At 59.1% G+C, this 22,427-nt stretch carries 23 protein-coding genes; 10 read left to right on the forward strand and 13 right to left on the reverse strand.

Going from position 1 to position 22,427, the window contains the following annotated elements; all coding sequences use genetic code 11:
- The first annotated feature begins 35 nt into the window (after window positions 1–35).
- From rfbF to rfbC, 3 genes are read left to right on the forward strand one after another with little or no spacing between them, the layout of a single operon-like run.
- Window positions 36–809, forward strand: a complete 774-nt coding sequence (rfbF, locus tag K787_RS0104005) for a glucose-1-phosphate cytidylyltransferase (RefSeq protein WP_022961502.1) — start codon at window positions 36–38, stop codon at window positions 807–809.
- 30 nt (window positions 810–839) lie between these two features.
- Window positions 840–2,147 carry an NAD(P)H-dependent oxidoreductase gene (locus K787_RS0104010; RefSeq protein ID WP_022961503.1) on the forward strand — a complete coding sequence of 436 codons (1,308 nt, stop codon included), beginning with the start codon at window positions 840–842 and terminating at the stop codon, window positions 2,145–2,147.
- A 35-nt stretch (window positions 2,148–2,182) separates the two neighbouring features.
- The gene (rfbC, locus tag K787_RS0104015; protein WP_022961504.1) at window positions 2,183–2,731 is read left to right on the forward strand and encodes a dTDP-4-dehydrorhamnose 3,5-epimerase; all 549 of its coding nucleotides are present in this window, start codon (window positions 2,183–2,185) and stop codon (window positions 2,729–2,731) included.
- Here the strand turns inward: rfbC and K787_RS22100 are convergent.
- Entirely contained in the window at window positions 2,675–3,739 is a 1,065-nt protein-coding gene (locus K787_RS22100; protein ID WP_022961505.1) for a glycosyltransferase family 2 protein, read from the reverse strand. The genes rfbC and K787_RS22100 overlap by 57 nt on opposite strands.
- A gap of 446 nt (window positions 3,740–4,185) precedes the next feature.
- Between K787_RS22100 and K787_RS0104025 the strand changes: the two genes are divergently transcribed.
- Together K787_RS0104025 and K787_RS22105 are read left to right on the forward strand one after the other, a co-directional pair.
- On the forward strand, window positions 4,186–5,934 hold the full coding sequence (locus K787_RS0104025; RefSeq protein WP_022961506.1) for a sulfatase family protein: 1,749 nt from the start codon (window positions 4,186–4,188) through the stop codon (window positions 5,932–5,934).
- Window positions 5,935–5,961: 27 nt separating this feature from the next.
- A complete protein-coding gene (locus tag K787_RS22105; RefSeq protein WP_022961507.1) occupies window positions 5,962–6,228 on the forward strand; it encodes a DUF1145 domain-containing protein in 267 nt (88 codons plus the stop codon).
- Window positions 6,229–6,427: 199 nt separating this feature from the next.
- Here K787_RS22105 and K787_RS25460 read toward each other — a convergent pair whose 3' ends face one another.
- The 11 genes from K787_RS25460 to K787_RS0104085 form a co-directional block, all read right to left on the reverse strand.
- Window positions 6,428–6,559: a putative transporter small subunit gene (locus K787_RS25460; protein WP_022961508.1), complete on the reverse strand. Its 132-nt coding sequence runs from the start codon at window positions 6,557–6,559 to the stop codon at window positions 6,428–6,430.
- Window positions 6,560–6,613: 54 nt separating this feature from the next.
- Window positions 6,614–8,266 carry a sodium:solute symporter family protein gene (locus K787_RS0104040; protein WP_022961509.1) on the reverse strand — a complete coding sequence of 551 codons (1,653 nt, stop codon included), beginning with the start codon at window positions 8,264–8,266 and terminating at the stop codon, window positions 6,614–6,616.
- Window positions 8,267–8,586: 320 nt separating this feature from the next.
- The gene (locus K787_RS0104045) at window positions 8,587–10,239 is read right to left on the reverse strand and encodes a complex I subunit 5 family protein (RefSeq protein ID WP_022961510.1); all 1,653 of its coding nucleotides are present in this window, start codon (window positions 10,237–10,239) and stop codon (window positions 8,587–8,589) included.
- Complete coding sequence (locus tag K787_RS0104050; protein WP_028614565.1) at window positions 10,236–11,747, reverse strand: proton-conducting transporter transmembrane domain-containing protein; 1,512 nt, start codon at window positions 11,745–11,747, stop codon at window positions 10,236–10,238. The genes K787_RS0104045 and K787_RS0104050 overlap by 4 nt, the downstream gene beginning before the upstream one ends.
- A 2-nt stretch (window positions 11,748–11,749) precedes the next feature.
- Window positions 11,750–13,174 (reverse strand): complex I subunit 5 family protein, encoded by a 1,425-nt coding sequence (locus K787_RS0104055; RefSeq protein WP_022961512.1) that lies wholly within the window; start codon window positions 13,172–13,174, stop codon window positions 11,750–11,752.
- On the reverse strand, window positions 13,171–13,455 hold the full coding sequence (locus K787_RS0104060; RefSeq protein ID WP_022961513.1) for an NADH-quinone oxidoreductase subunit K: 285 nt from the start codon (window positions 13,453–13,455) through the stop codon (window positions 13,171–13,173). The genes K787_RS0104055 and K787_RS0104060 overlap by 4 nt, the downstream gene beginning before the upstream one ends.
- Window positions 13,452–14,363: a hydrogenase subunit MbhD domain-containing protein gene (locus K787_RS0104065; RefSeq protein ID WP_022961514.1), complete on the reverse strand. Its 912-nt coding sequence runs from the start codon at window positions 14,361–14,363 to the stop codon at window positions 13,452–13,454. Before K787_RS0104065 ends, K787_RS0104060 begins: the two co-directional genes overlap by 4 nt.
- Complete coding sequence (locus tag K787_RS0104070) at window positions 14,350–14,667, reverse strand: cation:proton antiporter (RefSeq protein WP_022961515.1); 318 nt, start codon at window positions 14,665–14,667, stop codon at window positions 14,350–14,352. Before K787_RS0104070 ends, K787_RS0104065 begins: the two co-directional genes overlap by 14 nt.
- The gene (locus tag K787_RS0104075; protein ID WP_022961516.1) at window positions 14,660–14,908 is read right to left on the reverse strand and encodes an MrpF/PhaF family protein; all 249 of its coding nucleotides are present in this window, start codon (window positions 14,906–14,908) and stop codon (window positions 14,660–14,662) included. The genes K787_RS0104070 and K787_RS0104075 overlap by 8 nt, the downstream gene beginning before the upstream one ends.
- The gene (locus K787_RS22110) at window positions 14,905–15,423 is read right to left on the reverse strand and encodes a Na+/H+ antiporter subunit E (RefSeq protein WP_022961517.1); all 519 of its coding nucleotides are present in this window, start codon (window positions 15,421–15,423) and stop codon (window positions 14,905–14,907) included. Before K787_RS22110 ends, K787_RS0104075 begins: the two co-directional genes overlap by 4 nt.
- Window positions 15,424–15,634: 211 nt before the next feature.
- A complete protein-coding gene (locus K787_RS0104085; protein WP_022961518.1) occupies window positions 15,635–16,492 on the reverse strand; it encodes an acyl-CoA thioesterase in 858 nt (285 codons plus the stop codon).
- On the opposite strand from K787_RS0104085, the gene K787_RS0104090 reads away from it, so the two are divergent.
- Window positions 16,491–16,727: a hypothetical protein gene (locus tag K787_RS0104090; protein WP_022961519.1), complete on the forward strand. Its 237-nt coding sequence runs from the start codon at window positions 16,491–16,493 to the stop codon at window positions 16,725–16,727. The two genes, K787_RS0104085 and K787_RS0104090, sit on opposite strands and share 2 nt — an antisense overlap.
- Window positions 16,728–16,754: 27 nt before the next feature.
- On the opposite strand, the gene K787_RS0104095 is transcribed toward K787_RS0104090, so the two are convergent.
- A complete protein-coding gene (locus tag K787_RS0104095; protein WP_022961520.1) occupies window positions 16,755–18,392 on the reverse strand; it encodes a methyl-accepting chemotaxis protein in 1,638 nt (545 codons plus the stop codon).
- A gap of 383 nt (window positions 18,393–18,775) precedes the next feature.
- Between K787_RS0104095 and K787_RS0104105 the strand changes: the two genes are divergently transcribed.
- The 4 genes from K787_RS0104105 to K787_RS0104120 all read left to right on the forward strand — a co-directional run bounded on the left by K787_RS0104105 (window position 18,776) and on the right by K787_RS0104120 (window position 22,334).
- Window positions 18,776–19,954 carry an acyl-CoA dehydrogenase family protein gene (locus K787_RS0104105; protein ID WP_022961522.1) on the forward strand — a complete coding sequence of 393 codons (1,179 nt, stop codon included), beginning with the start codon at window positions 18,776–18,778 and terminating at the stop codon, window positions 19,952–19,954.
- Window positions 19,955–19,973: 19 nt separating this feature from the next.
- Window positions 19,974–21,116, forward strand: a complete 1,143-nt coding sequence (locus K787_RS0104110; RefSeq protein WP_022961523.1) for an acyl-CoA dehydrogenase family protein — start codon at window positions 19,974–19,976, stop codon at window positions 21,114–21,116.
- Between the two features lie 136 nt (window positions 21,117–21,252).
- Window positions 21,253–21,615: a CidA/LrgA family protein gene (locus K787_RS0104115; protein ID WP_022961524.1), complete on the forward strand. Its 363-nt coding sequence runs from the start codon at window positions 21,253–21,255 to the stop codon at window positions 21,613–21,615.
- Window positions 21,612–22,334 carry an LrgB family protein gene (locus K787_RS0104120; protein ID WP_022961525.1) on the forward strand — a complete coding sequence of 241 codons (723 nt, stop codon included), beginning with the start codon at window positions 21,612–21,614 and terminating at the stop codon, window positions 22,332–22,334. The genes K787_RS0104115 and K787_RS0104120 overlap by 4 nt, the downstream gene beginning before the upstream one ends.
- Window positions 22,335–22,427: the final 93 nt, after the last annotated feature.

Genomic DNA, 22,427 nt, shown 5'->3' on the forward strand with positions numbered 1-22,427 from the left:
TTCTCCACCGCGTAGCAGCCAAGGAGTGTAGCTATATGAAAGTAGCGATTTTTGCAGGTGGTTTTGGCACCCGATTGAGTGAAGAGACAGCAGTCAGACCCAAGCCGATGGTAGAGGTGGGTGGAATGCCGATCATCTGGCACATCATGAAAATGTATGCGCATCACGGGTTCGATGAATTTGTTGTGCTGGGTGGTTACAAGGTCGATTTCATCAAGGATTACTTTCTCAACTACCGGGGTATCCGCAGCGATTACACCATTGATCTGCAGAGCGGCAGTATCGAATGGCATGACAAGCTGAAGGAACAGTGGAAGGTCACCGTGCTTGATACCGGTGGCGAGACCATGACCGGGGGGCGCCTCAAGCGCGCTCAGCAATACCTTTCTGACGGGCCCTTCTGTTTGACCTATGGTGACGGTGTGAGTGATGTGGATATCACTGCGTTGGTAGAGGCTCACCGGCAGTCGGGGCATTGGTGCACCTTAACGGCGGTGACGCAGCCCGGCCGTTATGGCGCGTTGCGCCTGAACGAAGAAATGACTCACGTGGAGGGCTTCCGTGAAAAGGGCGCCGCTGATGGCGGCCTGATCAACGGTGGCTTTTTTGTCTGTGAACCAAAAGTGTTCGACTTGATTGACGACGACCAGACGGTTTGGGAAAACGAGCCCATGAATCGCTTGGTCGACGCGGGCAAGTTGGGCAGTTATCACCACAAGGGGTATTGGCAAAGCATGGATTCGCTGCGCGACAAGGTGGTGCTGGAAGAGACCTGGTCCGCAGGGGCGCCCTGGAAGCTCTGGAACTGAGAACGTCAGCGCGGCATTCGGAGAAATACAATGATCATTGTCGATAACGCCTTGGCCAAGCGTCAGGCAGAAGGGCGGCCCATTCGCGTGGGCATGATTGGTGCAGGTTTTCAGGCTAGCGGTATTGCCCTGCAGATCATGACCGCCACTCAAGGAATGCAGCTGTGCGCGGTAGCGAACCGACACTTGGCGCCAGCCATTGCGCTTTATGGCCAGGTTGGGGTCGATCCGCTCTGTTGCGATACCCAGGCGCAATTGGAGAATGCCATTGCCGCTGGTCGTCCGGCGGTCACTGAGGATGCTCAAGCGCTGGCCAGAGCCGAGGGGCTGGATGCAATTATCGAGGTGACCGGATCAATCGAGTTTGCTGCGCGAGCCATTCTGGCGGCACTGGAGAGCGGCAAGCATGTCGTGCAGATGAACGCGGAGCTGGACGGCACCATAGGGCCCATTCTCAAAACGCGTGCCGAGGCCGCCGGAGTGATCTACAGCTTTTCCGACGGGGATCAACCTGGCGTGCAGATGAACCAGTACAGATTCGTTGCTGGTCTCGGCCTGAAGCCGGTGTTGTGCGGCAATATCAAAGGGTTGCATGATCCCTACCGGAATCCGACGACGCAGGAAAGTTTTGCCAAACGTTGGGGGCAAAAGCCAGCGATGGTTGCTTCCTTTGCCGATGGCACCAAGATTTCCTTCGAGCAGGCCATTGTTGCCAATGGAACCGGTATGCAAGTGGCGCGACGTGGGATGCTGGGGCCGGACTTTTCGGGAGGTGATCCCGGTGCGCCGTTGGTGCCCATAGAAGACACAATCGTAGCGTTCGAGCCGTATTTGGACCCCACGGGCCCTGGATTGGTAGATTACGTGGTCGGTGCGCGACCCGGGCCTGGGATCTTTGTTCTGGGCACTTTGGATAACCCCCGGCAGCGTCATTATCTGGAACTCTACAAGCTCGGCAAGGGGCCTTATTACTGCTTTTATACGCCTTATCATCTGTGCCATTTCGAGGTGCCGAACTCGGTCGCCCGGGCGGTGTTGTTCAATGACGCAGTGCTGACGCCACTCGGCGGGCCTAAGGTAGGTGTTATTGCGCTGGCCAAGAAAGATCTTTCGCCAGGCGAGGTGATCGAAGACTTCGGCGGATATGAGGTCTACGGCGTGGCGGAGAATATGACAGTGGTGCGTAGCGACAAGCTGCTGCCAGTTGGCTTGGCCCTGGGGTGTACGGTGCTAAGGCCTGTAGCAAAGGACAGGCCACTGACCTTCGACGATGTCAGCATTCCGTCAGGTCGTCTGGTTGATGCTCTGTATGCCGAGCAGGAACAGCTGTTCGCCTGAGTCGCTTTGCTCTTGTCTACGAAAAGGAGTTTTCCATGATCTACCGAGAGACCACTCTAAAGGATGCCTGGTTGATCGAGCTTGAGCCGCGCGGCGACGAGCGCGGCTCTTTTGCGCGCAGTATGTGCCGCGAGGAATTTCTTCAGCACGGTATGCAGGGTGATTATGTGCAGCAGAATACCTCGATATCTGTCCAGCGCGGTACGTTACGGGGGTTGCACTATCAGATTCAGCCTTACGCCGAAGCCAAGCTCATTCGCTGTATCAGAGGCGCTATCGTGGATGTGATTGTCGATCTGCGAGAGGACTCACCCAGTTATCTACAGCATGAGGCATTCGAATTGAGTGATCGCAATCGACATCAGCTCTATGTGCCGCCGGGTTTTGCGCATGCGTTTCAGACCTTGATGGACGATACCGAAGTCAGTTATCTGGTCTCGGCGCCCTACACGCCCCAGGCGGAGCGTGGTTTGCGCTATAACGATGAGCGTCTGGCGATCGCCTGGCCTTTGCCGGTCAGTACCCTATCAGACAAGGATGCGACCTGGCCCTTGATCAGTGAGCGAGTCGACAAGCTCTTCTGAGGTCAGCTGCAGGGAGTCGAGCGCAAAATCCCTCTGCTCGACTTCCTTGGGTTTTAAATAGGACGTCGGCGAGCGTACGGTCACGCCCAGATCCTCAACCGGCGCGGCAGCCGACTCGGCCGTTGGGAAGAACCGCCAGCTTTCAAGCAACCCCTGAAACACAATCCGAGCTTTTGTCGTCTTGCGCATGCGCAGTAATCTGAAAATCAATACCAACTGATTGAACACGGACATGATCAGGCGACGAGTGCGGTAATACTTGCGCGCCACAAAGATCTCATTGCGAAAGTAGTGCCGATGGTATTGCAGCCGCGAGGGACTGTTTTCGGCCATGATGCTGATCGCACCGTTTTCCTGCCGCAGATGCTGTACCTTGCTGTTCCCCACAATATAGCCGGGCACCTTGCTGGTGACGCGCAGAGTGAATTCGGTATCCTCTCCCCAGATGAACATGGACGCGATGGGTAGGCCGTATTCCTCTAGCGTGGCACGAGGTACCAGAATGGAGACGAAGGTCGCGCGACGGACCGGCAGAATTCCGAGCTCAAGCGTCAATGGCCAGTTTTCGTAATCTATTTTATTGCGGCGGTTATCGATGCTGGGCGAATTGGTCACCAGCCCGTTCTCGGTAAAGGCTGTGGACAGCAGGAATGCGCGTTCTTCAGTCCTGCTCTCTAGCAGCGCGTCGGCCTCCAGTAGCCGTTGCAGTGCATCGGGCGCGGCAATTACATCATCGTCCATCATCCAGACAAGGTCTGCTCCTTCCTGGAAGGCCATGCGAAAGCCGACGTTGAAACCGCCGGAGGCACCCAGGTTGTGGGACAGAACATAGAGTTGCAGGCCGGGATAACCTGCTTCCAGCAGCATGGATTCAGTTCCATCACTGCTGGCGTTATCAATGACAATGACCCCGTCGCAACGCCGAGTCTGGGCGTAAATGGCATCCAGGCTGCGCTCGAGCAGGTCCTTTCGGTTGTAGGTGAGAACGACCGCAAATACCTTCTTCATGTCGGATCCTTGAGAGCTAACTGTCTTCCTTAGGAGCATAAAGAGCAGATTACAGCGAGCAAATCAAGAGGCTGAAAAGGCACTGTGCGGCGAAGCTGGAGTGATGCAAATAAATATCCTAGTGCCTGCTAATTTTATTTTTGAATACATACAAATAGTTGCTGAATATTTCTAAATACTAGCTATATGCCTTTATAGTAATTTCATCTGTTTACTCCCTCGCATATGAATAAATGATTTTTCAAACCTTATTGGCCCGGTAAGGTTTCAACCCTATTTATCTGCCACCCCCCACCCAAAGAACTGAAACGGCTAACTGACTCGATGCGAAAACCGCATCAATTCTTTGAATAAAATGCATTGGAATTATTCTGAGCTAGTTGTCAGCCTGTTGATGTACTTCAAATAGTCATAATAAGAGCACCACGAGGTGCAAGGAGCCGTGGATGAAGCGCCGTGATTTATTGAAATGGGCAGGTGTCGTATCGGCTACCAGCTTGACGCCTTCATTGGTCGCGCAAACCGGTAGTCCGAATGCCACGGTGCCTTACGCCAGCAGCGCAGCCATTGGTTCGCGCAGCGCCGGCCGCAAGCTGAACATTCTGCTGATCGTCACCGACCAGGAGCGCGCCATGGCCGATTTGCCCCGCGTGCTGCATTTGCCGGGCCATGAAGCCTTGATGCAGCGTGGCGTGAGCATGGGCAATTTCCATGTCAATACCACGCCCTGTTCGCCATCGCGGTCGGTGATTTTTACCGGCCAGCATACCCAGAAGACCGGCATTGTCGCCAATCTTGGGCTGCCGCCGTTCAGGGAGTTGTCTTCATCGTTACCAACGCTGGGGCACATGCTCAGTGACCTGGGTTACCACACCGCCTACAAGGGCAAGTGGCATCTGTCGCATATCGCTGAAGCCTCTGACCTGACCTACGGCGAGGTAAAGACCACCACCGATGCACTACTAGCGTTCGGCTTTGCTGATTACAACCTTAACGGCGATCCGCACGGCTCGCACATGAGCGGTTTTATCTTTGACAAGGTCACGGCCAGCGATACGGTCAGTTGGCTGCATGAACATAAGGATGACGAGAAGCCCTGGTTTATGGCGGTGAATTTCGTTAACCCGCACGACATCATGTTTTACAGCTCAGGCCCGGCTCAGCAACGCAGCCGTTTGCGCGAGAATTACCTCGGGCCAATTTCGCCCGGCCCGGCGACAGGCGTGTATGCCAAACAGTGGGATGTGCCGCTGCCCGCGAGTTTCTATAGCGAAGATCTAGGCACCAAGCCCTGGGCGCATCAGACCGATGTACATATCTGCAATCAGGTTTACGGCCATATCGACCCACATGATGAGCAGCTTTGGCAGGGCCTGCAGAGCTACTACTTCAACTGCATTCGCGATGTCGACCAGTCGATTGCCCAGGTACTGGGGGCGTTGCAGGCTAGCGGCCGGGACCAGGACACCATCGTTATTCTCACCGCCGACCATGGTGAAATGGCCGGGGCGCACAAGCTGCGGCAGAAAGGCCCGCACATGTACAAGGAAAATACCCGGGTCAATTTCATCGTCAGCCATCCGGATATCCAGTATGCCCGCGAAACGCCAGCACTGGGCTCGACGGTCGACATAGTGCCGACGCTGCTGGAGCTGGCAGGCATGTCGGCCGCGCAGCAGACTGAGCGTTTTCCGGATTTAGTCGGCGTGAGCCTGGTCAGCAGCCTGGGCGGGGCCGGTCAGCGTTCAGCGCGTGACGAGCGTGGCCATCTGTTCAACTACGGTGTGAGCATGTATCTGGATCCGGAGTTTACCGAGTCGGTCATGCTTAACGCCGATAAGGTCACGCCCTGGACACTCATCCGGGAATCGCTGCGCCAGGGGCGGCTGGGCCCTTCACGTGATAATCGAGCATTGTTCCGCGGTATTCATGACGGGCGCTACAAGTTCGCGCGCTATTTCGCACCGAGTAACCACCATACCCCGGCTGATATCGAGAGCTTGATCGCCCACAACGATCTGGAGCTCTATGACCTGCACAGCGATCCGGACGAGCTGATCAATCTGGCTAACGAACCCCACGAACACCGTCAGTTAATCGAAGGCTTGAATAGCCGTCTCAATGACCTTGTGGCGGTGGAGGTGGGTGAGGACGATGGCCGAGAGCATCCGGGACCTACCTTTTTGTATAACTGATGCGATCATTCGCACAAGGAAGATGACATGACGTTTTTTACTCTAGGCAAGGTATTGCTGGCGTTGCTTTGGGTGGCTGCGCTGGTGACGGCGCTGTTTCCGTCCATGGCAATGGGGGGCGGTTTGCTTATCAAGGCGGCGGCCATCACCCTGATCATTCACGTGATCGAGCTGGTCTTTATCGATGGACGGCTGCGGCAGTTACCCAACCCGCTTTGGCAGCGCGTGCAGGTATTGCTGTTCGGCTATTTTCATTGGGGGAGGTTGGGCAAAGGGGCGGAAAAGCCAGCTTAATGGACGCTGTGGCACTTGGCGATTAGACCAGCAGATGTTTCAGAATGCGCCAGGATGGAGTTCCTGGATCTGGGCCCTTTGCCGCAGATTCAGGAGCCCTAACGTTTCCATAAGGAGCTGCTCAAAGGTTAGCGGAGATGTAACTGGCGGGCAAATAACCAGACCTTTTCCTCAACCCCAACCGTGCTGGCGTGAGCTGTTAAACCAGCTCGCGCTTTGCGCGTCGGGCAGCGCGAATATCCTTCAGGGTGGCGGAGCCAATGACCGCCAGTACGGCCAGTGACACCAATGGCCAGATCAGTACATATAAGGCCAGCATGAATGTTTGCATGTTCACTCCTGTTGCTTGGCTGGCGCACCCAGGCGCACCAGCCAGTGGGTTGGATCAGGCCTGGGTGACAGGCTCGATTGGATCGTAGTTGATGACTTTCTGATCGATCTGCGCAAAGTCGAATTTGCTCGAACTCAGCAGACTGACGCCGACGCAAACGATGGTGCTGACGCCGTAGGCCATCAGCGAGGCCAGCAGTACCGTGTAGTCCCGGAGGAAGCCGACGGCGAAGAATGCCAAGGCGATGGCGCAGACAGCGCCGACGATCAAACCGACGCGGCGACCGCAGAATCCGAAGGCCATCAGGCCAAGCACCACGCCGCCACCTACCGCAGCCAGCAGTTCGAACAGCACGGCGATCACGCTGATCATCGGCAGCAATTCAAAGCGGGCAACGCAGAACATCAGCAAGCCGGCGATCACCGCCGAGGTAAAGGCCGCGTTAGTTACCCGGTCCCAGAAACAGCTGGCGATTACCGGAAACACAATCGCGCCCCAGAGTGCGCCAACAAACACCAGCATGATTAGAATGTCCATTGAAAAGCTGGCGAGGATCACCCCGATCAGCGTCGCGACAATCATGGTCAGCCGGCCGATAAACAGCATCTTGGTTGGGTCGGGTTTGTTTTTGGCGATGTTCTTGCCGTACACGTCGGCCATGACAATCGCTGACATGGCGGACAGGTCCGAGTCGGCGGTCGAGGACAGCGAGCCGATCACCAGAATGAAGAACAGCCCGATAAATACCGGTGGTAGATACATCGAGACCATTTGTGGGATCAGGTTGTTCATGTCGCCATCGATGGGCTCCATGCCGGTCATCAAGGCCATCAAGCCAATCATGCCCAGGCCGATAACGATCGCGCCGTAGCCGATGGTGGCGGTGATAAAGGTCGGTTTGATGTGGTCTTGACGCACGGCAAACAGCCGTTGGGAAATGGTCTGGTTGCCAATCGCATAGGCCAGTACCGCAACGAAGAACGGCGCACCCTGATTGAGGATGGCGTCCATCGAGAACAGGTTGGCCTGTTCCGGTGTCAGCAGGCTCATGCCGTCGGATAGCGTACCCGGTCCGCCGAGGGCGAACAGCACCGCAGGGATGATCAGGATCGCCACCGCCATCATCGCCATCAACTGGGCAAAGTCAGTCAGTACCGAGGCGCGAAAGCCTGACCACAAGGTGTAGGACAACACGCCGATCCCGGCAATGACCACCCCAGCCTGAAAGGACAGTGGCGAGAGTACCGAGACCAGTGCGCCCGAGGCGGTGAAGTTGACCATCAGACTGATGATGCTGCCCAGCACGTTAGAGGAGGCGAGGATCAACTGACTGGAAGAGCCATGCCGAGCGTGAATCAGCTCACCCAGGGTATGCGCATTGGGCGCCAATTCGCGAAAGCGCCGGCCGAAGGGATAGATAAACAGAATCATCAGTGCGCCCCACAGCCCGTAATGCAAGGGGCCAGAGATGCCATAGGTATAACCCGAGGTCGCAGCGCCATAGAACGAGGCCGCCCAGATCCAGGTCGCAGTCATGCTGGCGGCGCCCAGGCCAAAGCCAATCTGGTGATTGGAGACCATGAAGGCGTCGGTATTTTCTTTCTTCTTTTTGATCAGCAAGGTGAGCAGATAAGTGCCGCCGTAAAAGGCAACCAGCAAGGCGAGGACGGTCAGTGTCGAGAACTGATAGAAACTGTGTTCGTTCATTGAATACCCATAGGCTATGCAGCCCGATCATCCTTCGCAGGGGCCAGAATTCCGGGTACGGAGCGGCCACCGCAGGACGTAAGCAAAAACAGAACATCTTTCTAGGAATGTCTGTAGCGAGATAAAGGCCGCTGTTAACGGCCTGATAGTGCAAGAGTTCGGCGCTGGAGCGCCGGGGTACAGCGGCCAGATCAACGCACGCAGTCAAGCGCAAAAAACGCTGTAAGGGTCGATCCGGTGGCGGCTACCCTAACGTTTTGGGGTTGCCCCGTCCAGCCATCATTCCCCGGGGAGCTGCGGCTGGCGGCTGAAAGGCGACCTCAGGATAGCCACCCCAGCAGTAGGAGCGCACCTATCAGCCAGGCGCTGGCAGCCACCGCCTCTGGTTGAAAAAAGCGATTCCAGCGCCGTTCCAGATTACGCCAGCGTTGCGCGTTGCTCGCTGGGACTGGAGCCTGTTTGGGTGGCCTGGACATCCAGCGTTTAAAGCCAATCGAGACAACCCTGGCGGGGTTGGGTAGATGGCTCAGGGGTGCGGGTATCCGCCACTGGAGCTTGATGGCCATGACGCTCAATGCCAGACCCAGTGCCAACGGCCAGACGGCGGCCCAAAGTGCGTAGCCAGACAGGCTTTGTTGCAGGGCTTCGCGCATCTCTGGCCACAGCCAGGGCAGTGCGATGGGTATCAGGCACAGCAACGCCCAGGGCAACACCTGGCTGGCTAACGGCGCGGGTAGCTCTTGCGTCTTCTGTGATTGGCGCATTAGCCAGAGCGCGCGCGCCACGACGAGAAGCGTGGCCAGCGAACCGATGCTGAGCAGCGTCAACCAGATGCCAGGCAGGCTGTTCTCTACGCTGTTCTTGAGCAATACCTTGAGCGCCGCGCCGCTGCTTAAAGGCAGGCCGGCGAGTGCCAGCGCGGGTATCGCCATCAGTACCCAGTGCCAGACCTTGAGCCGTACGTGGGTACTCAAACCGGCACCCATAAATAGCGCGCCCTTGGCCAGGCCGTGGTGTACGCCATACAACGCCAGCATCAGTGCAGCGGCTGGGCGCGCTTCGGGTTGCTGCCAGCCAAGGGCGAGAATGATCAGCAGGTAGCCCATTTGGCTGACAGAAGAATAGGCCAGTGTGGCCTTGGCTTGGTGTTGCAGTAACCCAAGTAGAACACCATAGATGGCACTGATGGCGCCGATCGCCAGCAGCCAGAGGGCCCACTGCTGTAGCAGCGCATCCTCCGCCGGTAGAAAACGCCAGATGCCAAGAATGCCGGCCTTGATCATCGCACCCGAGAGCACCGCGCTGGCCGCCGCCGGGGCAGCCGGATGCGCCAGCGGGAGCCAGACGTGCAGTGGCCAGAACCCGGCCTTGAGGCCAAAACCTATCAACAGTAGGCCTGCGGTCAGGCCGCTGGTAGGGATGTTTTGCCAGTCCGCAAAGCCGAGCAGGCCACCGGTCTCATGCATGCGCAGCAGCATGCCGGCGTAGATCAGCATCTCGCCGAGCACCGCTAACTGCAGATAGATGCGGCCCGCCTGACGGGGCGCCGGGCCGCGTAGATGCACCACCAGGCCGTAGGCGCTGAGGCTCATCAAGGTAAAGCCGATATAGAAGCTGGCCGCATCCTGGGCGATCACCAGCAGCAGATTGCCGGTTAGAGACAGCAGCCAGAACAGCCAAAAGCGGCGCACATGTCGGCCGTCGCTCAAGTCGGCCACGGCAAAGCGGCTTGCGCATGCCCACAAGACCGCGCTGAATCCCAGCCAGGCGCGCGCGAGCAGATCATCGGCGCCCCAGGTGGCGCCGGGCCAGAGCATCGCCAGCTCCAGCGCAGGGGTGGGCCAGATACTCAGCAGTAGCGCCGGGACGCAGGCCAGCCAGTACCAGGGTGCCACCTGCTGCGGCCTGAGCCAAAGCAACACGCCGGCCAACAGGGGTAAGAAGGGCACGGTCAGCCACACCAGGGGGCTCATAGGCCGAACTCCCGGTTGATGATCAGTTGACTCCAGGATAGCGGGCTCAATGTGGTGCCCGCGAAGATGCCCACCAGTAGCGCCAGCGCTGCCGTAACGAGTACCGGTGCGAGCAGCATCCAGTGAGTCTCGCCCCAACCGGGTTTGCCGGTGCCCAGGTTGGCTTCAGCCGGCCACTGTCTGGGCGCCTTGGCAAACCAGCCGCGGTACAACAGCGGCAAGAAATAAGCGGCGTTCAACAGACCGGAGAGCACAAAGACCAGCAGCACCCAGTCATGCCCCGCATCCAGTGCGCCATAGCCCAGGTACCATTTGCTGATAAAGCCGGCAGTCGGCGGCACGCCGATCATGCCCAGCGCACCCAGGGTGAAAGCGGTCATGGTCAGCGGCATGCGCCGACCAACGCCGTCCATTTCGCGGATATGGTGTATGCCCAGGGTTTCGGCGAAGTTGCCAGCACAATAGAACAGGGTGACTTTCATCAGCCCCTGATGGACCAAATGTACCAGCGCACCCACGCCAGCAATAGGCCCCAGCATCGCCACCCCCAGAGTGATGTAAGACACCTGGCTAATCGTTGAGTAGGCCAGGCGTTTCTTGATTTCGCGCTGCTGCAAAGCCTTGAACGAGCCGTAGAGAATGGTCGCGGCTGCCAGTGCCATCAGCGGCAGGCTCAACCCCAGCGCTTGCATCGGCTCTACCCCATAGACGTCGTAGACCACCCGCACTATGCCAAAAGCCCCGGCCTTGACCACTGCCACCGCATGCAGCAAGGCGCTGACTGGTGCCGGTGCGACCATCGCCTGGGGCAGCCAGCCGTGCAGCGGCAGCAGCGCTGCCTTGACGCCCAGCCCGGCAATGATCAGCCCGAAAGCCAGCATCAGGCTGGCATCGTGCTGCAGCAGCAGAGGCTTGAGATAACCCCCAGCGATAAAGTCCGGGCTGCCGGTCAGGCTGTGCAGCAGCGCTACGCCCATCAACAACAGTGCGCCGCCACCCAGGGTGTAACTCAGGTAGATGCGCCCGGCACGCAAGGCTTCGCGCGTTCCGCGGTGCACCACCAGCGGGAAGGTCGCCAGCGTCAACAGCTCGTAGAACAGCAGAAAGGTCACCAGATTGCCCGCTAGGGCCACGCCGACGGTGGCGCTGACGCACAGGCTGAAATAACCAAAGAAGCGTGAGCGCAGGGGCGAATCTTCCAGATAGCCAATGGCGTAAACGGTGGTTGCCAGCCAGAGCACCGCAGACAGGGCAATAAACTGCAGTGCCAGCGCATCGCCCTGCAGCACCAGCCCGCCGCCGGGTAGGAAGGGTACGCTGAACCGGAACTCCAGCCCCTGGCTTACGCCGAACAGCATCAGTGCGACCAGGCCTAGCTTGAGCAGCGCGCCGGTCAGGTTGAGGGTCACGCGCAGGCGTACCTGATCCTCGCGCAGGGTGAAAATGATTAGTCCCGGGATCACCGAGCTGAGGATGATCAGCAGCGGTAGCAGGTTGGTCCAGGACAGGTTCACAGACCCACCTGCGCAAACCAGATGATCAGCGGCTCGCTGAACAGCGCCATGGCCCACACCACCAGCGCTGGCAGCATCGCCAGCCATTGGGCAAAGGCGTCCGGGTCGTAGTCGGGTTGGGTGGGCGCGGCGCGATCAAAGGCAATGGCCACCACGCGAAACACATAGGCGGCGCTGGCCAGCGTGCCGAGCAGCACGCCGAAGGCCCAGGGCCAGTTGGCTGGCTCAACGAACAGGGGTTGCAGCAGTACCCATTTGGCAACAAAGCCGCCGCTGGGCGGCAGACCGATCAAGCTGCCGCCGGCCACCGCAAAGGCGAACATCGCGAGCGGCATGGTCTGGCTGGCACCCTTGAGCGAGCTCACCCGCTTGCTGCCGAGGGTTGCCTGCATTTCGCCGGCAGCCAGGAACATACTGACTTTGGCCAGCCCGTGGGCCAATACGAACAGCCACAACGCGGTGGATAGCTCAGCCTGCTGCCAGTGCAACAACAGTCCCAGCGCCAGCAGTGCATAGCCCAACTGCGCCACGGTGGAATAGGCCACCAGCACCTTCAGCCAGGGCGTGCGCAGGGCCGACCAACCGCCGGCCAGTAGCGCGACTATGCCAGCCAGCGCAAACAACAGACCCGCCTGCTGGGCGAAATCGACTGGCGCAATGCGGCTCCACAGTAGCCAGAGAATAAACAGCGGCCCCTTGACCACCAGCGACGAGAGCAGCGCACTGACCGCAGTGGGAGCGGCCGCATGGGCGGCGGGTAGCCACATATGCAGCGGCCAGAAGGCCGCCTTGAGCATCAGGCCCAGGGTAATCAGTGTCAGGGCCATGCGTGTGGTTGGGGTGTTGGCGGTCACCTCTGCCAATAGCTCAAGGTCCAGCACGCCGTATTCGCCATACAGCAGCGCGACGCCGAGCAGATAACATAGTGATGCCGCGAGGGAGAGCAGCAGATAGCGCAGCGCTGGCGCATGCGCCTTGCGCCCGGACAGAATCACCATGGCCACCGCGACCAGCCCAAGCAGTTCCAGTGTGACGTACCAGTTGAACAGATCGCGGGAAAGCCACAGCGCCGCGAGACTGGCATGCAGCAGGCAAGACAACGGCCAGAAGTCAGTGTCGCGGGTCTGGCTATGCCGGCTGCGTTCGGCATAGACCGCCACCAACAGGTGGATCAGCGCGGTAAAGACCAGCAGTACCGCAGTCAGTGGGCTGAGTTCGAAGCGAATGCCCAGTGGTGTGTCCCAGCCACCCAACGCCAGTTGTTGGCTACCTTGCTCGACTACCGAATGGAGGGCCAAGCCCGCTGCCGCCAGGCTCAGAGCATTTGCGATAATGACCAATGCACCCGCGCGCGAACGCAACAGTAACAACAGCAGACTCGCCACCAGCGGAATCAGCAGGCTGAGCAGAGCAAAATTCATTGCGGCCCCTGCTCTGGGCGATCTGCGCTGGTGGTGGCCAGCCGCAGCGCAAAGGCGCTGGCACTGGCAGCCACCACCAAGCCGGTTACCACCAGCGCCTGCAGTACCGGATCAATCGGTTGCACGCGGCTGGCCAGCGCGACCATGACCATAAAGACCCCGCTGCCCATGACGTTGACCGCAATGATACGTCGCAGCGCATGGCGCTGGTAAAGCAGCCCGTGCAGGCCAAGTAGCCACAGAACCACTCCCGCCAGCAGATACAGCAATACGCTGGTCATGCTGCCAGTTCCTCGGTATCACCGATGACCAGCAGCATTAGAGCCGCTGCAATTGACAGCGTCGCGGCAATTTCGATCATCAGGATCAGCCCACCACTCCACTGCTGCGGATATACCAGCCAGCCATCGCCCAGCCAGGCGCTGGCTGCAGCGACCAGGCTGAACAGCGCTACGCCGAGTAATACCAGTGCCCGTAACCACCAATGCTGCCAGCCGATGTGAGGCAGTATCCCGCCCAGGCGTAGTATCACCGCGCCGGCGGCGAGAATGGCACCGGCCTGGAATGCGCCGCCGGGCGCATGGCTGCCACGCCAGAGCAGGTAGCCGCCGACCATGACGGTCAGCGGGGCGAGCACCCGACTCCAGGCACGCAGCAGCGGCCAGGCAGCCGGTAGCGCAGGCGTGTGGGGGCGCAGCTGACGCACACCGAGCAGAGCTAACAAGAGTACGATTAGCTCCAATAGGGTGTCCCAGGCGCGAAAGTTCAGCAGCACGGCGGTGACCGGGTGACTGGCGCCGCTGTCGTCCAGCGCACGCATGACCTCACCCGGCAGCGATGATTGGCCCCCGGGCAGAGGCATGACCGCCTGACCCAGCAACACCAGCACCAGCAGACCCAACACCAGGCCAGCAATGCGCTGCGCTGGGCGTATCGGATTGGCGGATTCGGCTGCACTGCGGCCCAGGGCGCCAAGCAGCAGCACCCCGATCAGCCCGGCGCCGATGGCCGCTTCAGCCAATGCCAGATCCATTGCGCCGAGCCGCGCCCAGGTCAGGGCCAGCATCAGCCCGAAGACAATAAATGACACCACGGCGGTATACAGTTGGGATGCGTGTATCGCCGCCGTAGCCAGCCCAACCAGCAGCAGAACCAGCGACAGATCAAAAACCAGTTCAGGGCTGATCATGTGGCTCCCGTGGCTTATCGGCCTCGATTTCACGCTGGTAGCGGGCGAGCAATTGGCAGGCTGTGGCGCCCGACGCCATCACCAGGACCCAGACCAACAGCATCTGCAGTCCCGGCTGCCAGCCGTCACTACGCAACGCCAGCCCGAAGGCTAACAGTCCGAGCCCCAGAGTATCTGCCTTGGTGACGGCATGCAGACGGCTATAAACGTCAGGGAAGCGCAGCACCCCGAGGGTGCCGGCGATGAAAAAGAAAGTGCCGCCGATCAGCAACGGCCAGCTTAACCACATCAGCCAGTCACTCATGGTGCCTCCGCAGCAACTGTACCAGAGCCCCACATACCACCGCCGCGAGGAGCGCCAATACTAGCGCCGCGTCCAGCAGTGCGGGCTGATCCTGTGCTTGCGCCAGCAGCATTAGGATCGCTGCGCCGCTGGTGCCAAACAGTTGCACGGCCATCAGCCGGTCGGCGCGCGTGGGTCCGCGCCACAGCCGCCACAACCCGGCGCCAACGCTCAGCAGCAGTATGCAGGCCAGCCACATCATGACTGTGGGCCTTGCAACAGGCGGCCTAGATGTCGTTCAAGACGCCCTACCGTGTTGCGCCAGTTCTGCTGATGGTCCAGCGCATGCAGGTGGAGTGTCTGACCTTCGAAGTGTGAAGCCAAGGTTCCAGGCAGCAAACCGACCATGGCCGACAGCAGCAGCTGAACGCGGGGCTCAGTACAACTCATCTGGTAACGAACCCATTGTGGCTTGATCGGTAGGCGTGGATGCCAGGCGCGGCGGGCGACATCCCAGCCGCCGATAAAGAGCTCCGCGATAAAAAAGCCAAGAAAGGCGGGTAGATATCGCAACTGAACTGGCCCGACGTGCAGGCTCGCACGCACCCCGGCCCAGGCTGCCAACAGCGCCAGAGGTAGTCCGAGCAGCCATCCCTCGTTGCTGCTAAGCAAGGCCCAGAGGGCCAGCCAGACAGCCAGACTCAGAGCGAAACCGCGCAGTTGAGCGCCACTGTAGGCCGTAGAGGCTGGTGAAGGGGATTCGCTAGGTAGCGGCACTGGGGCTCCTGGGGTTAGTTGCGTCTGCATCTTAGAAGAAGCGCGCGCCCGGCTCAAACCGGGGAGGTTGCCGAATGAGACCGTGCAATCTGGGCAAAAGTCCCTTGATGCCCAAACCGCAGGTTTTGCAGGGTGCGAGGCCTGTGCCCAGGCAGTGCCCGGACAACGGTGGCACCGGAGGGAGGGGCGGCAGATAAAAAACTGAGTGAACCTACACTTTCAATTTTCCCAGTTGCTCGCGAATGGCGTTGGTTAGTGGCGCCGGGCGGCCACTCGCCTGATTGATGACCACCATCACACTGTTGGCGACTGCCTGCAGACCATGCTCGCTGGTAGCGCAACCGGTGAAGATGAATGAGGTATTGCCCATCCGGGTAATGCCTGATCCCAGTTCCACCGGCTCCCAACCGGGGCGATAGTGCAGAAAGCTGATATCGGCTGCGGCAATCAGAATGCCCAGGTCGCCCAGGTCTATACCCCGTATCGCGCCAAAGCGTGCCTGTTCCATATAACGGGCAAGTGCCGCTTCACTGCGTTGGCTATCGGCATCCAGATCAGCATAACGGCCGCTGAGCTGCTGGCGCATGGGCCACTGCTCAACAGCCTTGGCTAGCTCGACATAGTCATTGGCCGGCAGCGGCTCGGCGGTGCCGGTCGCTGCGTGCTGCAACTGCTCGCGGACATCCTCCGGCAGATCGACCCGTTGGCCTTTGACGAAGGCGCCCATCACACACTCCTGCGACCCTACATGCTGACCGTTCTGTGACAAGTCGCTACGCACCCGGTAGGTATCCTGCTCGCAGCTGAGCACCTGCACGCGGGCCTGCACGTCACTGCCGTACCAGGTGACTTGCCGGTACTGGGTGATGCTGCGCAGCGGCCGCAGCCGGACGTCGTCGGAAAACCAGGCATCGGCACCGAAGCGGGCGATATGCGCGAGGATGCGGGCCTCCTGATGCAGCTGGTAAATGCGTGAGTTGTTGACGTGGCGCCAGGTATCCAGGTCGGTGTAGCGAGGAGTGATGGCGCATTCAAAGACCGTATTGGCCGTTGTTATGGAATCGGGCATGGGTGCAGGGCATCCTCAAGTGGGTCCGCAGACGGCGATTGCTCTTTTCCTCATCATCGGTATTTGGCTCGCGCGACGCAACCAGGAGGCGGCCTCGATAGATATGCCAAATGCAGCTTCATTTCAGCGTGGATTGGGCGCGTCTAATAGCGACATCGCGCTGCGTGCTGCAGGGCGGCTGACGCAGTTGGGCCGGAGCAGCGCCCAGCAGGTGCCGAAGATTATTGTGGACTAACGCTAGCGCGCCTTTCCAGATCGACTTTCAGAGTGAGAAAAAGCTGACCTGTTGCTTCAACTGATCCGCCAGCTTGGCCAGCACCTTGCTGGAAGACGCGACCTGATTGGAGCCTGCAGAGGTTTCCACTGTGGCATCGTGAATGCGGTTGATGTTCTGGTTGACCTCCTCGGCTACCGCACTTTGCTCCTCCGACGCGCTGGCAATCTGCGCGTTCATATCGTTGATCGCGCCCACCTCGTTGCTGATCTGCTGCAAGGCGCCCTCGGCCAGCAGGATCTGTTCAACGGTCTTCTGTGCCAGCTCTCTGCTGGTTTCCATGACACTGGCGGCGTTGCCTGCGCCGTGCTGCAGGGTACCGATCATCTCGCGGATCTCACGGGTTGAATCCTGGGTCCGGTTGGCCAATGAACGAACTTCGTCGGCGACCACGGCAAAGCCTCGGCCATGTTCTCCGGCCCGCGCCGCTTCGATTGCGGCATTCAGCGCCAGCAGATTGGTCTGTTCGGCGATGGCGTTGATGACTGCAGTGATTTTCTCGATGCTGGCGCTATCACGGGATACTTGTTGAACGGTATCCGCTGCAGTTTCCAATGTGCGGGCCAGGTTCTGAATAGCACCGGCTGTGGCGGTAACAATGCGGCTGCCGGTTTCCACTTCAGTGTCGGCATTACGCGTGGCGGAGGCGGCGCTGGCCGCGTAGCCGGCTACTTCATTGACGGTCGCTGCCATCTGGTTGATCGCCGTAGCCATCTGTTCAGCTTCGCGGGATTGCAGGTGAATCTGCTGGTTGTTGTTTTCCGAGGTGGCGAGTAGTTGAGCCGACGACACGCTAAGTTCCACTGCGGCGCTACGCACCTGAGCAATAGTCTCGGACAGATGCTGAATCATGTCGGCGGTTGCACCCATGACGCTGTTTGGATAGCGGGTGTCTATGCGTTGATTCAACTCGCCATTGGCCAATCGACGTATAACTTCTGCAACTTCATGGGGCTCGGCCCCCAGCGTCGAGCGCATCTGGCGGATGATGAGTACCGACACCAGCACGCCGAGCAGCACTGCGATGCCGGTGAAGGCCAGGATAAGTAGCTGGAAGCCGCCAGCGACGGCCCGTACGGTGCCGATTTCATCACCGATGACCTGTTCCTGAAAGTCGATAAACGCGTTTACCCGGGCCAACCAGTCTGTATAGGCGGGCGAAACCTCAGCTATCAGCAAGGTCCGGGCTGCTGCGGATTGATTTGCTTGTCGCAGGTCGATCAGTTGGCTGGTGAGCCTCAGGGCGCTGCGTTCGATGTCCTTGATCGCGGCCAACAGTCTTTGCTCTTCGGCAACGGCTCCGCTGGAGGTAAAGAGCGCGTCCATGGCGACGGCCGAATCCTGATAGAAAGCCTTTAGCTGGTCGATCTGTTGTAGCTGACGAGAGACGGCCTGGTTGTTGGGTGCTAGTACAAGGTCGCGAATAGCGATAGCGCGGTCGTGCACGCTGCCACGAAAGTTGATTGCGTAGCGTTGCTTTACGGTGGCGTTGTCACTTACGGAGGTGAGCGTGTTGTCTATCACGCCGACGCGGTTAATTCCGATTAGCGTGATCAAGATCATCAGTGACAATATCAGGCCGAAGCCAAGCCCCAGGCGTTGAGCGATCGTGAGTTGTTGGAACATAAAAAATCGGATCCTGTGTATTCATGCGGTGCGCTCAGAGCCAATACAATAATTTGGCGCCAAATATGCGTACCAATCTTATACATAATGTATTTATTGTACAATTAAAATAATGGCGTTTTGATGTTTCTGCGCCCAGGCGGTTGTGATTTGCAGTACAGGATTATTGCGCAGGTGCAGACGCAGGCAGTAAGTCCAGGCCTTTGCCATGCTGGGTAGCTGCATTCGAGGAAGGCAGGCCGTAAGCAAACCGGCGAAACAGCTAATCTATTCTCCTGACTGATGGATCACCATTCCGCAGGTCAAGTGAAAGGCCGTAGCCCCCGCCACTAGGGTATTCTGCGTTTTTGTCCCATTAGCCGATCAATTGAGGAGATTTTCCCGTGACCGATCTGCACGCGTTCCGCGAGGAAACCCGGGCCTGGCTGGAAGAGAACTGCCCGCAGAGCATGCGCACGCCCTCTACTGCTGACGATGATCAGTGCTGGGGTGGCCGCAACTTCAAGTTCAAGAGCGAAGACCAGCGCCTGTGGCTCGAGCGCATGGCGGACAAGGGCTGGACCGCGCCGGATTGGCCGCAGGAATACGGTGGCGGCGGGCTGTCGAATGCCGAGTGCAAGGTCTTGCGCGAGGAACTGGCGCGCATCCAAGCACGGCCGGCACTGTCCAGTTTTGGTGTCTGGATGATCGGCCCGGCGATTCTCAAGTTTGGCTCAGAGCAGCTCAAACGCCAACATTTGCCGCCAATCGTGCGGGGCGAGATCCGCTGGTGCCAGGGTTACAGCGAGCCAGGCGCGGGCTCAGATCTGGCTGGTTTGCAAACCAAGGCGGTGGATCAGGGCGACCATTTTATTGTCAACGGCCAGAAAATCTGGACCTCCTATGCTGACAAGGCGGACTGGATGTTCTGCCTGGTGCGCACCAATCCTGAGGCCAAGAAGCAGTTGGGTATTACCCTGGTGCTGTTTGATATGGCTACCCCGGGTGTGTCCACGCGGCCGATCAAGCTGATCTCGGGCAGCTCGCCGTTCTGCGAATCCTTCCTCGACAACGTGCGCGTTGAGAAAGATCAGGTGGTTGGTGAAATCAATGCAGGCTGGACCATTGCCAAGTACCTGCTGACCCACGAGCGCGAGATGATTGGCGGCATGGGCAAGACCGCCGCAGGCCAGAAAACCCTGCCGCAGGTTGCGGTCGAGGCCATTGGTCTGGACAACGGCAAGCTGGCTGATGGATACCTGCGCAGCGAAGTGACGCGCTGGGAGCTAGACGCACGGGCGTTTGAGCTTACCTCTGAGCGGGTGCTGGACGAAGCCAAGGCTGGGCAGGGTGTAGGCGCCGCATCGGCGATGCTCAAATATTACGGTACCGAAGTGAACAAACGCCGTCAGGAGTTGCTGGTTGCGCTGCGCGGCAGTGACGCGCTGGTCTGGGAAGGTGCAGCCTGGAAAGAGGGAGCCGTGCCGCGTGCCTGGCTGCGCTCCAAGGGCAACTCGATCGAGGGCGGTACCTCGGAAATCCAGCTCAACGTGATTGCCCGCAACATTCTTGGGCTCCAGTGACCGAATCGAGGTAAAGACAATGGCAGCTTTGGTACTTAATGAAGAACAGCAAATGCTCAAGGACGCCGCGAAAGGCTTCCTCAGCGAAAATGCGCCGATCAGTCAGTTGCGCCAGTTGCGTGATCATCGTGATGAAACCGGCTTTTCCCGCGAGTTGTGGCAGAGCATGGTGGAAATGGGTTTTGTCGGCACATTGATGCTCGAAGAGTTTGGCGGTTCGGCCTTCGGGAATGTCGGCATGGGCCAGGTATTCGAGCAGGCTGGGCGCAATCTCAGCGTGGCGCCGTTGCTGTCGACGGCGGTGATCGGTGTTTGTGCGCTGCAACTTGCCGGCTCTGATCAGCAGAAACAGACGCTGTTGCCAGCCATCGCCGGAGGGCAACTGCTGACTGCACTGGCGGTGGATGAAGCGCCGCGGCACAATCCTGCGCGCGTTGCCACCACGGTGACGTCCCAGGGTGGCGGTTTTGTGCTCAACGGACAGAAGTCCCTGGTTATTGATGGTCATGTGGCAGACAAACTGATTGTTTCTGCCCGCACCAGCGGTGCAGAGCAGGACAGAGCGGGCATCAGCCTGTTTCTGGTCGATCGCCAAGCGGCAGGAGTCAGTGTTGAGCGGACCATCATGGTCGACAGCCGCAACGCTGCCATTGTGCGTCTGGATAATGTGCAGGTGGACGCCAGTGCGCTGTTGGGCGAGCAGGGCCAGGGCTTTGAGATTCTCGATAGGGTGCTGGATGTGGCGAACGCGCAACTTGCCGCAGAACTGCTGGGTATTGCCTCCGAGGCCTTCGAAGTCACGGTAAAGTATCTGCAGGAGCGCAAGCAGTTTGGCGTTGTGCTGGGTTCCTTTCAAGGCTTGCAACACCGCTGTGCGCATCTGTTCAGCGAGCTGGAGCTGGTCAAGTCGGTAGTGCTCAAGGCGCTGGTGGCACTGGATCAAGGCGCAGACGATGCCTCCCAACTGGTCAGCCTGGCCAAGGCCAAGAGCTGCGAAGTGGCGGAGCTGGCGACCAACGAAGCGGTGCAGATGCACGGCGGGATGGGTATGACTGACGAGTTTGACGTGGGTTTGTTCATGAAGCGGGCACGGGCGGCGCAGTTGTTGTTCGGCGACTACCGTTACCACGCTGATCGTTTTGCCAGCTTGCGCGGGTACTGAGCGGCAGGGGTTAGGCAGGAGTGAAGCGAGCCGGGCAAATGCCCGGCTTTTTTATCGGGTCGCGCACGCAAGGGCTAGGCACTGGGAGATTCAGTGTTTAACCTTGCAGGTTACCTGCTAGTAAGTGGATTGACCTATGCTGTTACGCGGATTGACTTGGCTCATCGTTTTTCAGTTGCTTGGTACCGGTTTGAACGTCCTGTTCCTGCCCTTTTTACCAGGCCCGATCATTGGCATGGTGTTGCTGCTGATCTATCTAGTGTTACGCGGCGAAGTCGGCGAGCCGCTTGAGCATGCTGCCGGTGGATTACTGAAATATCTGCCGCTGATTCTGGTGCCGCCGGCTGTGGGCGTGATGGCCTACGGCGCGGAAATGGCGCGTTATGGCTTGGCGATGGCCGTCACTTTGTTCGTTTCGCTGTTTCTGGCACTGCCGTTATGCGGCTGGATAATGGAACGCCTGATGCGTCGCAAACAGGTTGAGGAGTCCCAGCCATGAGCGGCAGTTTATTATTAGCCTGGCAGGCCGTGATGGATCACCCGCTATTTTGGGTCGGCGTCACGCTGGCGGCTTATCAAACCGGGGTAATGCTCTACGAGCGCAGCGGTATACCGGTGTTCCATCCGGTGCTGGTGTCCATTCTATTGCTCATCGGCATTATTCTTCTGCTCGGTGGAGAGCTGAGCGCTTACCAGCAAAGTGTGACGCCCTTGATGGTGTTGATCGGTCCGGCGACGGTCGCTCTGGCGGTGCCGCTGTATGTCAACCTGCGACGCATTCGCGAGTTTCTGTCCCCGGTATTGATCACGCTATTGGTCGGCGGCACATTTGCGACCCTCGCGACCATCTTGATCGCCTGGGGCTTGGGCATTGAGCATTCACTGGTTATGACCATGGCGCCAAAGTCGGTGACCACGCCCATTGCCATGTTGGTAGCTGAACAAACTGGCGGCATTGCTGCGTTGGCGGCGGTGTTCGTAATGATCACTGCGGTTATAGCTGCGGTATTCGGGCCCTGGCTGTTGCGCATTGTCGGTGTCCGTTCCGAGGCGGCGTGGGGCTTGGCCATGGGTATCTGTGCGCATGCCATAGGTACTGCGCTGTCACTGGAAAGGAGCGAGGAAGCGGGCGCGTTCGCCGCCCTTGGGATGAGTTTGATGGGCATCACTACCGCGGTATTGCTGCCATTGGCAGTGACGCTGTGGGTATTGGTTTAACGCGGACTCGCGCTGCGGCAATCCACCACCTGGCCCTGGCCGTTGCGTCGGGGCACACTGTGACCTGGAACATTTCCTGCCTCAATACAGTCA

This window comes from Halopseudomonas pelagia CL-AP6, assembly GCF_000410875.1.
Taxonomy (GTDB): domain Bacteria; phylum Pseudomonadota; class Gammaproteobacteria; order Pseudomonadales; family Pseudomonadaceae; genus Halopseudomonas; species Halopseudomonas pelagia.

Coding starts and splice junctions, on each gene's coding strand:
- rfbF (WP_022961502.1), top strand. CDS start 36: ATGAAAGTAGCGATTTTTGCAGGTGGTTTTGGCACCCGATTGAGTGAA.
- K787_RS0104010 (WP_022961503.1), top strand. CDS start 840: ATGATCATTGTCGATAACGCCTTGGCCAAGCGTCAGGCAGAAGGGCGG.
- rfbC (WP_022961504.1), top strand. CDS start 2,183: ATGATCTACCGAGAGACCACTCTAAAGGATGCCTGGTTGATCGAGCTT.
- K787_RS22100 (WP_022961505.1), bottom strand. CDS start 3,739: ATGAAGAAGGTATTTGCGGTCGTTCTCACCTACAACCGAAAGGACCTG.
- K787_RS0104025 (WP_022961506.1), top strand. CDS start 4,186: ATGAAGCGCCGTGATTTATTGAAATGGGCAGGTGTCGTATCGGCTACC.
- K787_RS22105 (WP_022961507.1), top strand. CDS start 5,962: ATGACGTTTTTTACTCTAGGCAAGGTATTGCTGGCGTTGCTTTGGGTG.
- K787_RS25460 (WP_022961508.1), bottom strand. CDS start 6,559: ATGCAAACATTCATGCTGGCCTTATATGTACTGATCTGGCCATTGGTG.
- K787_RS0104040 (WP_022961509.1), bottom strand. CDS start 8,266: ATGAACGAACACAGTTTCTATCAGTTCTCGACACTGACCGTCCTCGCC.
- K787_RS0104045 (WP_022961510.1), bottom strand. CDS start 10,239: ATGAGCCCCCTGGTGTGGCTGACCGTGCCCTTCTTACCCCTGTTGGCC.
- K787_RS0104055 (WP_022961512.1), bottom strand. CDS start 13,174: ATGAATTTTGCTCTGCTCAGCCTGCTGATTCCGCTGGTGGCGAGTCTG.
- K787_RS0104060 (WP_022961513.1), bottom strand. CDS start 13,455: ATGACCAGCGTATTGCTGTATCTGCTGGCGGGAGTGGTTCTGTGGCTA.
- K787_RS0104065 (WP_022961514.1), bottom strand. CDS start 14,363: ATGATCAGCCCTGAACTGGTTTTTGATCTGTCGCTGGTTCTGCTGCTG.
- K787_RS0104070 (WP_022961515.1), bottom strand. CDS start 14,667: ATGAGTGACTGGCTGATGTGGTTAAGCTGGCCGTTGCTGATCGGCGGC.
- K787_RS0104075 (WP_022961516.1), bottom strand. CDS start 14,908: ATGATGTGGCTGGCCTGCATACTGCTGCTGAGCGTTGGCGCCGGGTTG.
- K787_RS0104090 (WP_022961519.1), top strand. CDS start 16,491: ATGGGTGCAGGGCATCCTCAAGTGGGTCCGCAGACGGCGATTGCTCTT.
- K787_RS0104085 (WP_022961518.1), bottom strand. CDS start 16,492: ATGCCCGATTCCATAACAACGGCCAATACGGTCTTTGAATGCGCCATC.
- K787_RS0104095 (WP_022961520.1), bottom strand. CDS start 18,392: ATGTTCCAACAACTCACGATCGCTCAACGCCTGGGGCTTGGCTTCGGC.
- K787_RS0104110 (WP_022961523.1), top strand. CDS start 19,974: ATGGCAGCTTTGGTACTTAATGAAGAACAGCAAATGCTCAAGGACGCC.
- K787_RS0104115 (WP_022961524.1), top strand. CDS start 21,253: ATGCTGTTACGCGGATTGACTTGGCTCATCGTTTTTCAGTTGCTTGGT.
- K787_RS0104120 (WP_022961525.1), top strand. CDS start 21,612: ATGAGCGGCAGTTTATTATTAGCCTGGCAGGCCGTGATGGATCACCCG.